Annotated in this window: 8 protein-coding genes and 1 pseudogene; 5 read left to right on the forward strand and 4 right to left on the reverse strand. The window is 62.6% G+C overall.

What is annotated here, in order from left to right; translation table 11 throughout:
* The 5 genes and pseudogenes from AC2W7K_RS17890 to AC2W7K_RS17910 all read left to right on the forward strand — a co-directional run.
* A pseudogene (locus tag AC2W7K_RS17890) lies at positions 1-393 on the forward strand (hypothetical protein); the annotation flags it as partial.
* Positions 390-1,160: a relaxase/mobilization nuclease domain-containing protein gene (locus tag AC2W7K_RS17895; protein ID WP_486006500.1), complete on the forward strand. Its 771-nt coding sequence runs from the start codon at positions 390-392 to the stop codon at positions 1,158-1,160. The pseudogene AC2W7K_RS17890 and the gene AC2W7K_RS17895, both read left to right, overlap by 4 nt.
* A 53-nt stretch (positions 1,161-1,213) precedes the next feature.
* Positions 1,214-1,501 (forward strand): hypothetical protein, encoded by a 288-nt coding sequence (locus tag AC2W7K_RS17900; RefSeq protein ID WP_486006501.1) that lies wholly within the window; start codon positions 1,214-1,216, stop codon positions 1,499-1,501.
* 22 nt (positions 1,502-1,523) lie between these two features.
* The gene (locus tag AC2W7K_RS17905; protein WP_486006502.1) at positions 1,524-2,177 is read left to right on the forward strand and encodes a DUF3801 domain-containing protein; all 654 of its coding nucleotides are present in this window, start codon (positions 1,524-1,526) and stop codon (positions 2,175-2,177) included.
* A gap of 13 nt (positions 2,178-2,190) precedes the next feature.
* Positions 2,191-2,418, forward strand: a complete 228-nt coding sequence (locus AC2W7K_RS17910; protein WP_486006503.1) for an antitoxin VbhA family protein — start codon at positions 2,191-2,193, stop codon at positions 2,416-2,418.
* A 2,654-nt stretch (positions 2,419-5,072) separates the two neighbouring features.
* Here the strand turns inward: AC2W7K_RS17910 and AC2W7K_RS17915 are convergent.
* The 4 genes from AC2W7K_RS17915 to AC2W7K_RS17930 all read right to left on the reverse strand — a co-directional run bounded on the left by AC2W7K_RS17915 (position 5,073) and on the right by AC2W7K_RS17930 (position 6,843).
* Positions 5,073-5,276, reverse strand: coding sequence for a hypothetical protein (locus AC2W7K_RS17915; RefSeq protein WP_259801737.1), 204 nt, complete (start codon positions 5,274-5,276; stop codon positions 5,073-5,075).
* Positions 5,273-5,530 (reverse strand): helix-turn-helix domain-containing protein, encoded by a 258-nt coding sequence (locus AC2W7K_RS17920; protein ID WP_375544640.1) that lies wholly within the window; start codon positions 5,528-5,530, stop codon positions 5,273-5,275. Before AC2W7K_RS17920 ends, AC2W7K_RS17915 begins: the two co-directional genes overlap by 4 nt.
* Positions 5,527-6,411, reverse strand: coding sequence for a replication initiation protein (locus AC2W7K_RS17925; protein ID WP_259801738.1), 885 nt, complete (start codon positions 6,409-6,411; stop codon positions 5,527-5,529). Before AC2W7K_RS17925 ends, AC2W7K_RS17920 begins: the two co-directional genes overlap by 4 nt.
* A gap of 297 nt (positions 6,412-6,708) precedes the next feature.
* On the reverse strand, positions 6,709-6,843 hold the full coding sequence (locus tag AC2W7K_RS17930) for a hypothetical protein (RefSeq protein WP_486006504.1): 135 nt from the start codon (positions 6,841-6,843) through the stop codon (positions 6,709-6,711).
* Positions 6,844-7,493: the final 650 nt, after the last annotated feature.

Below are 7,493 nucleotides of genomic sequence, written 5' to 3' on the forward strand. Positions count from 1 at the left end.
CGTCGGTCGCGCGCCGGCGGCGGGCTGGCCGGCCGCCGGCCGGGGGAGGCCAAGCGCACGCGGAGGGTGAATCTGGCGTTGAGTGAGGACGAGTACACCCAGTGGTCGACGGCTGCCGGTGAGCGGCAGCTCGCGGCTTGGGCGCGGTCGGTTGTGGCCGGGCACTTGGCAGCGGAGCGGGATCGGCCGGGAGTGGCTGAGGAGGTCGCGAAGGTGCGTGCGGCCATGACCCGGTTGGGTGGCAACATCAATCAGATCGCTCGGGCGCTCAACGCCGAGGCCCAGGGTGGGCCGGTGGTCGACCGTGACGAGGTGGCCGGTGACCTGGCGCGGTTGCGTGCCGGGCAGGACGAGGTGCGCGAACTGCTGCGGAGGCTGGTGGAGAGGCGATGATTGCCAAGATCACGCGCGGTGCCCGGGCCGGTGACATCGGGGCGTATCTGCATGGGCCGGGCAAGGCCAACGAGCACGTCTACTACGACGCGATGGGCCAGGAGCACTCAGGCGGTCAGGTCATCGGGTCGAACATCGGTGCTGAGGGGCAGACGGATCCGGCCCGGTGGGCACCGGAGTTGCGGGCTGCCCAGCAGACCCGGCCGGAGATCACCAAGGGCATCTGGCAGGCATCGTTGCGCAACACCGTGAATGATCGGGTGCTGTCGAACGAGGAGTGGGCCGAGATCGCGCAGTCGTTCGCGGAGCAGATGGGGTTTGAGAACCATCCGTGGGTGGTGGTGCGCCACGGTGCCGATCATGTGCACATCGTGGTCTCGCGGGTCGATTACGAGGGCAACGTGTGGCACGGTCGCAACGACCGCCGGCAGGCCCAGACGGTGTGTCAGGCCCTTGAACGCGCGCATGGTCTCGAGGTCGCTCCTCGGCGGAAGACGGGACCGCAGCAGACTGTGGCTCAGGTGCGCACGGTGCAGCGTCGGAAGGCAGCCTTGAGCCGGCTGCGCCGGCTCTCACCGGCGCAGCAGCCGGCGAGGGCGCCGGCATCGTCGCTACCTTCGGCGCTGACGTCTGCCGGGGTTAGCCGGGAGGAGCAGCAGAAGGCTCTGCGGGAGACAGTGGCGAAGCGGCTGGCGGCACGCCAAGCGGAGGCGCCTCGAAGCAAACCGGACCGGCAGGCACCACCACAGCCCCGATTCAGGCGGTGAGGCGTCTGTGGGGCGTGGTGTACTGGAAGGCAGACCAACCATAGGGGGTTGCTATGTGGGTGCTCGGGGTGATCGTTGCCGCCGTGGCCACGAGCCTGATCCTGATGTTCATCAAGGGTGGGATGAGGCTGGTCTCGGCCGTCGTCGGTGCTGTCGTCGACGCCGTGGTCTCCGCCGTGGGCTTGGTGCTCTCGGGCGTGATCCTCGTTCTGGGGTGGGTGCTGGTGAAGCTCATCCTCTTGACCAAATTCGTCTACAAGAAGCTCACTACGAAACCGACCGACGTCGATGAGTTCACGACGTGGAAGTGGATGAAGGACGCGGAACTGCCGCGCGACTGACCATCACCGGAAAGGAGCAACCATGAGCGGGATCGACAACGGAGAAGAGCGACTCGAGCGGGTCTCGAGCGAGATTACGCAGGCCGGCGCACGGGTGGCGTTGACGTTCATCGCAAACCGGGCAGGGCACCTGACCCATGCCCTGTTGGCGCAGGGCCTGTCCTCGGCGGCGACGAGCCTGAAATGGGCGGCGGCTGCCGTTCGCAGTCCCGGCGGTGAGGTGAGCATGAAGAAGCTCTCCGAGCTGCCCAGCCAGGCCGGCCGCGAGGTGGTGACCCTTGAGGACGAGCACGTCATGCGTGCCTTGGAGAAGAACTTGAGATCCAACGGGGTCCACTACGCCATCGAGCGCGAGAAGATCGATGGACAGATCCGCTACGCCCTGCACGTGCGTGGTGATGACGCCAACGTCGTCACGCACTCGTTGGAGCGTGCGGCCGAGGCCATCGCAGGCAAGCAGCGCACGCCGACCCAGCAGGTCACCGAGAAGCCTGAGCGCACCGCGGCCGCTGAGAAGCTGGCGCAGTCGAAACCGGTTGATGCGAGTAAGCGGGCGCCGGCTGAGACAGCGCAGTTCCAGAAGGAACTGCGGGCAAAGGTTCAGGCCAGGGCCGCGAAGATCAGGCGGCCGCCCCGAAGCCGGCCCCGAAGCTCACCCAGTCTGCCCCTGTCTTGAAACGGTGATGAGGATGAGTCAACGATTCGACATCGAGAACCGCTGGCCCGACCTGTTCGAGGGCCTGGATGAGATACAGCGCGACGCCGTCATCCAGGCGTTCGCGGATGCGTGGCATGAGGGGTGGGTGCCCAACCGGGAGGACGTGAAGAACCTGACCGACCGTGCGCGTGGTGCTATCGACCGTGAGGAGTATCTGCGCCGTGCAGATGCGGAGGCCGAGGCCCGGCGAGGGCGCTGAACACCGTCGTTAGATTTTGTTAGAAAACATGTCTGACCAGTGCCGATGACGTGTTCCGGGAATCATGTGAGACATGTGAGAACCGGCGGGGTGAGCGCGTGGTCGGGTTCTCTGGTGGGGTGACCGTTTCTGCGCACCAACCGCGTGCTGCCCTGCGCGTGGTGCCGTGTCCGTGGTGAATGAGAGTGTTCGAAGATGCAACTGAATGAGGAAGCGCAGCAGTTTCTAGACGGGCGCGGGATCAGCGTTCGTCAGTGGGCCATGCACTGGCAGGATGGAGACCCAGAGTGGCACGGCGACGCATGTGGCTGCCCGGACGACCGATGCATCGGTCACCACCACGGAGCCGATGAGCCGTGCGGGTGCATTCGGTCACTGGTCCGGGACTACCTTGATGAGAAATCCTGAACCGGGCGGTCAAAATAGCGAGGGGCGAGACCCGAAGGTCTCGCCCCTGCCGTCTACTTACTCACCGAGAACGAGCGTCTTGATGATCTCCCAAACGATGCGAGCACCGTTCAGGCAGAATCCCAAGAACGCCCAGTTCGGCTCACGGTTCCGCTTCGGTTCCATGATGCCTCCTAGGGCCGGGTGGCCCCAGTGAGGCTGAGCGCGCGAGTATTGACTTGCGAGAAGTCTCACGCGTATTCTGGATGTGTCTTAACACAAGGAATATGCCTCCTTGGTAGCCACTAGATGGCGGAACGACCACCCGCGCCAACGGGTGGTTTTTCATTTGGTCCAGAGACCAAACTAGCCCGGGTTCTCTCGGGTCGAGAGCAACGCTCTATCAACCTTATCAACCGGCACTGACACGAAACGGTGTCATTTCGCCTGTCTTCAGATCACGCAGAAACGGTCACCCCTGTTACGCATAAACGGGTAGGGGTGACCGTTTCTGCGTAGGAGTAAAAGTTATGGTCAGCGACGATTCTCTTTGGATTCCTGTGCTGGTCGTTCTGTCTCTTCGCGGGGTATAGGCGGTGGGGAAGCATACGCTTCAAGGAGATCGTAGGTGTTTCTCCGACGGCGCCGGCGGGAAGGATCCCCGTAAGGGTCAGTGCTGTCTTGCCGTGCATCGAGGACACCTAAGTACGAAAGGTTCCGCAGTCCCGCTTTTCGTGTGGATTCGCCGAGGCCGTACTCTTCTCGGAAATAGTCCGCAGGGAAGACTAGTCGGGATGTGGTCTGCGCTTTTCCTGCAGTTCGAAGCGCAACGAGGTACATGGCAAGTCCTGGTCCTGTTAGTTCCTCGTCTGGGAAAAGGGACCGCCACGCAAACTCGGGGATGCGCCTATAGGTGTCTCCTTCTAGACCCTGAGGTCGTGTGTAGGGTCTTCTGGATCCGTCTTCTCGGAGAGGTGTAATCGTCGGTGGTTCATCGCCTTTGGCAGCGGGAGAGATGGTCACGAACCCACGTTGCTCAAGTTCTTTCCACGTAGCTCGAATAGCTCTGCTGCCTGCTCTGTCGGGATCAGAGAGGCCCAAGAGGGCTGCCCACGTGCTGGTCGGTCTATTGCTTGAGTGGTCTTTGCCGGCGGCCACCCAAAGCAAGCTGAGGTACAGGGCGAGACGCGTCTTCCCCCCACGCCCTCCCCCGGCCTTCCCTGATCGAGAGCTCATCAGGCTGGCTAACGGATAGTGGCTGCCGGATTCGTCTTCCCAGTGGAAGAAGGAATCGCGTACGGGTGCGCCTAGCCGGAGGTGCATGCTGCGGGTGATGGAGGCGAAAACTTCTTGCCGGCGGTGGTTAATTTTTCTCGTCGTACGCTGTTCCAAAATTTTCTCTTTTCAAGCGCGCGGAGTAAGCTTATACATGAAGGAAATCCAATTATAGGTTGCGCTAGCGTACCCATGCAAGATGCGCAAAAGATATTGATGCCAGAAGATCCGGAATAGTCGTGGTATTCTGGAGGTGTTCAGTTAGCTCTACAAGATGCATGACGTGGAGCGGCGTGACTGGTTCAGGTGAGGCCCTCTTTCGGCAAACCCTTCTAGTGAGAACCTGGGTGGAGTCCCTCTTTCGGTGAAGCCCAGCGGATCGCTAGATGCCCTCACAGCCAGCTGAACGGAAGGCTCCTGCAGGTACCTGCAGGAGCCTTTTAGCGTGTAAGCCGGTTATACCTTCTGCTACTTTCGGCCGAACAATCGTCCAAGGAAGCTCGTGCGAGGTGCAGGCTCGGGAGCTGGTGCAGGCTCATTCGTTGGTGCTGGTTCTTGGGGCGTTTCGGATCGGTCAGCGGGGGCTGCTTCTAGCATCCGCATGGCTGTGCGCAGATCATCGAGATTGTTCTGCAGGGTACTCACCTGGGTACGCAGATGCTCAACTTCACGTTGCTCACTGAGTAACTTCTGCTCAAGGTCTCGGAGGGCTGTGTCCTGCGACGATGTTCTTTGACCATAGTCATGACTATGGTCATTTTTGGCGTGAGTAGGGTCGGTGACTACCCCTTGCACACGGTCAGGTGGAGAGGGTTGACCAGGGTTGAGGCCGGCAGCGATGAGATCAGTGACCGGGATCGACCAGGCACCTCGAGCACCTTGGGCCGCATTGGGCAACGAACCGTCTTTGAGCCGGCGGCGGATCGTTGCCGGGGAGACTCCACACTCACGCGCAGCCTGTTGGACTCCCCAGGAGGGACGCTCAGCCACTTCTACTTAGTACCTTCGCTATCAGAGTGCGGCCGGTGGGTGATGGGAATCTGATCGTAGGCCAGTCCTGCACGAATGTACTTGTCGACGAGAGCCTGCATCGTTGTGCTGGACTGCACCGCATGTAGCTTCAACGTGTATAAGAGATCTGGATCGAGCCGTATCCCAGCTGCTTTCAACTTCGACGTGTCGTCGTTCTCGGTCATGAATCGTCGTCCTCTCTGCGAAGGGCATTGTGGACAGTGCCGACGGAACACCCGACCTCGGCCGCGATCGCGCGATAGCTCAGGCCCGTCGCACGCAGCTCACGGATTCGCTCACGACGCTGCTGCGCGCGGTTGAGGAATTCGGATCGTTCCTCTGCCACGGTGCGCCTGATGGTACGTGGTGAGACTCCGAATCGGTCTGCGAGTTCACGCGCGGTCTGTCCCCGACGTGCGCGGGTTGGCTGTGCGGTCACTTCGATCCCTCCAAGATTGCGAGTCGTCGCTGTTCACGTTCCTCGGAGGTCGTCCCCCACCGCTTCCCAACGCGGGCTGTTTGGATGCTCCTGAATTTGCGTTCGTACGCTTCTTGGCCGCCGGACCACATGCGGGATTGGGTGATGATCCACCGGCTGATCGACCGGGCGATGTCCTCGGCTTCTCTGATTGGTAGCGGTTCGGAAAACTGGCCGTTGAGGTCGTGGGCCTTGAGGCTGATCGCGTCGACCAGGCCGGAAGAGTCGCCCCAGTGATGGCGGATCTCCCGATAAGCCCAGGTGCGGGCGGTCTCGAAGAGCGTGCAGTTGCGGCCGAGGCCTACGGGCTTCTTGCGCTTGGTGCGCTGCCAGGAGTCCGGCGGCATGAAGTCCGCGACGGTGAGATGCTCTGTGAGCTCATCGAGGCTGTAGAGGTGGTCTGTGAGCCAGGAAGCCTCCCACTGGTCGTGGGTGGGATTCTTCGTCATCAGTCCGGAATAGCCTTTGTCTCCGTCGACGGATCGGCGCAGCCCTTCGGTGACGGCGGCCGCGTAGGCGACCGGCTTGCGCCTGGCGTACTCGGTGCGGGTGACTGGCTCCGCGAGTGCCCACACGGCGTGTGCGTGGCCGTTGGTGGGGTTCTCGACCACGGCGTTGGGCTGCCACTGCTGGCGATTCCACATCGCGCGCATGAGTGCGTCGGGGTGGTCGATGTCAACGACGAGCAGGTTGCTCATGGCTTGCGGATTGGCCTCGATGTAGCGCCGGTCTAGGGCGTTGTGGCGGCTGGTGCGATAGATGCCGTGGAGCAGGTCATCAGAGGCCAGGGGCCACAGTGGCAGCCACATCTGGCCCCAGGTTTCCGTGCTCGAAGTGCTCATACCAATCACGCTCCCACAGAAAGACCGTTCAGCATCGGACATCCGTCGGCGTGTTCAACATGGGACATACCAAGTCAGATGTTTCCGGCGGACGTGTTTGTCTGTCCGAGCGTAGCGAGGTCCGATTCGGCGGCCGCTGGGACTGCACCCACTCCCCCAACTTGGCCGCGCTGGAACCCTCACTCTGTCTGGGAGTCCACCACACGCAGGACAGTGCACGGTGGCTGCGCAGAAACGGTCACCCCACCAGAGAACCCGACCCCGAGATCCGGGGTACCCGTTTCTTCGTAGCGGGCGTTAGCTCGCGATGCCCGCGATGATGGTGAACCAGTCGAGGATGGGGCTGATGCGGTCGGGTGGGCAGATGACGAGGACCGTGACGACGAAGATGATCACGGCCGCGACGGACAGGTGTGCGGGGATACGGTTCACTGGACTCTCCTGGTTGGTGACGGCTGGTTCTCTTGGTTCCTATGCGCAGACGACAGCCGTGTGTGGGACGCGGGTCGTGTCGTGTTCGTGATTCGAGCCTGACACGCAGCAGGGGCATCCCCGCTGGTGCGGCTCTGCTGCCAGTGTCCGGACCGACCCTTGTTCGGATTCTTGATCGTGGCGTTGGGGTCCGGTTTCGCGCTGCGCAGGCGAAACCGTATCCGCCCACTCGCAAGCTCGGGACGGATGCACGCGGGGTGGGCGGGCGCGGCTCTATCCTCCTTCGTCGGACACGCCCGCCCACCCCGCGTGCCCCTGCTCATCGCGCGCAAATTTTCCTCCACAGTCGGACGCGCGATGAGCGATGCAAGGTATGATTGTGTGTAACACGAAAGTGGCGCACCGCTCGTTCCTCGCTGCCACTTTCGTGTTACACACAATCCCCTTGCCCTGCCGGGGGCGGACGGTGGCCGCGTAGGCCGCGACCACCGTTCTGGCTCCCGCGTTGGGCGCGTGATCCAGGAGGCTCGTATGACTCGCCCGTTCGCCTCGGACCCGCCGGAGCGGGTCGAGGCTCACCCGGCTGCCGGAGGGCAGCCGGCACCACGCGCCGGCGTCTCGGTATGAGTGGGCGCGGCCGCCTGGTGTCG

The sequence above is a fragment of the Brevibacterium sp. LAARM2_SD2 genome, from assembly GCF_057364785.1.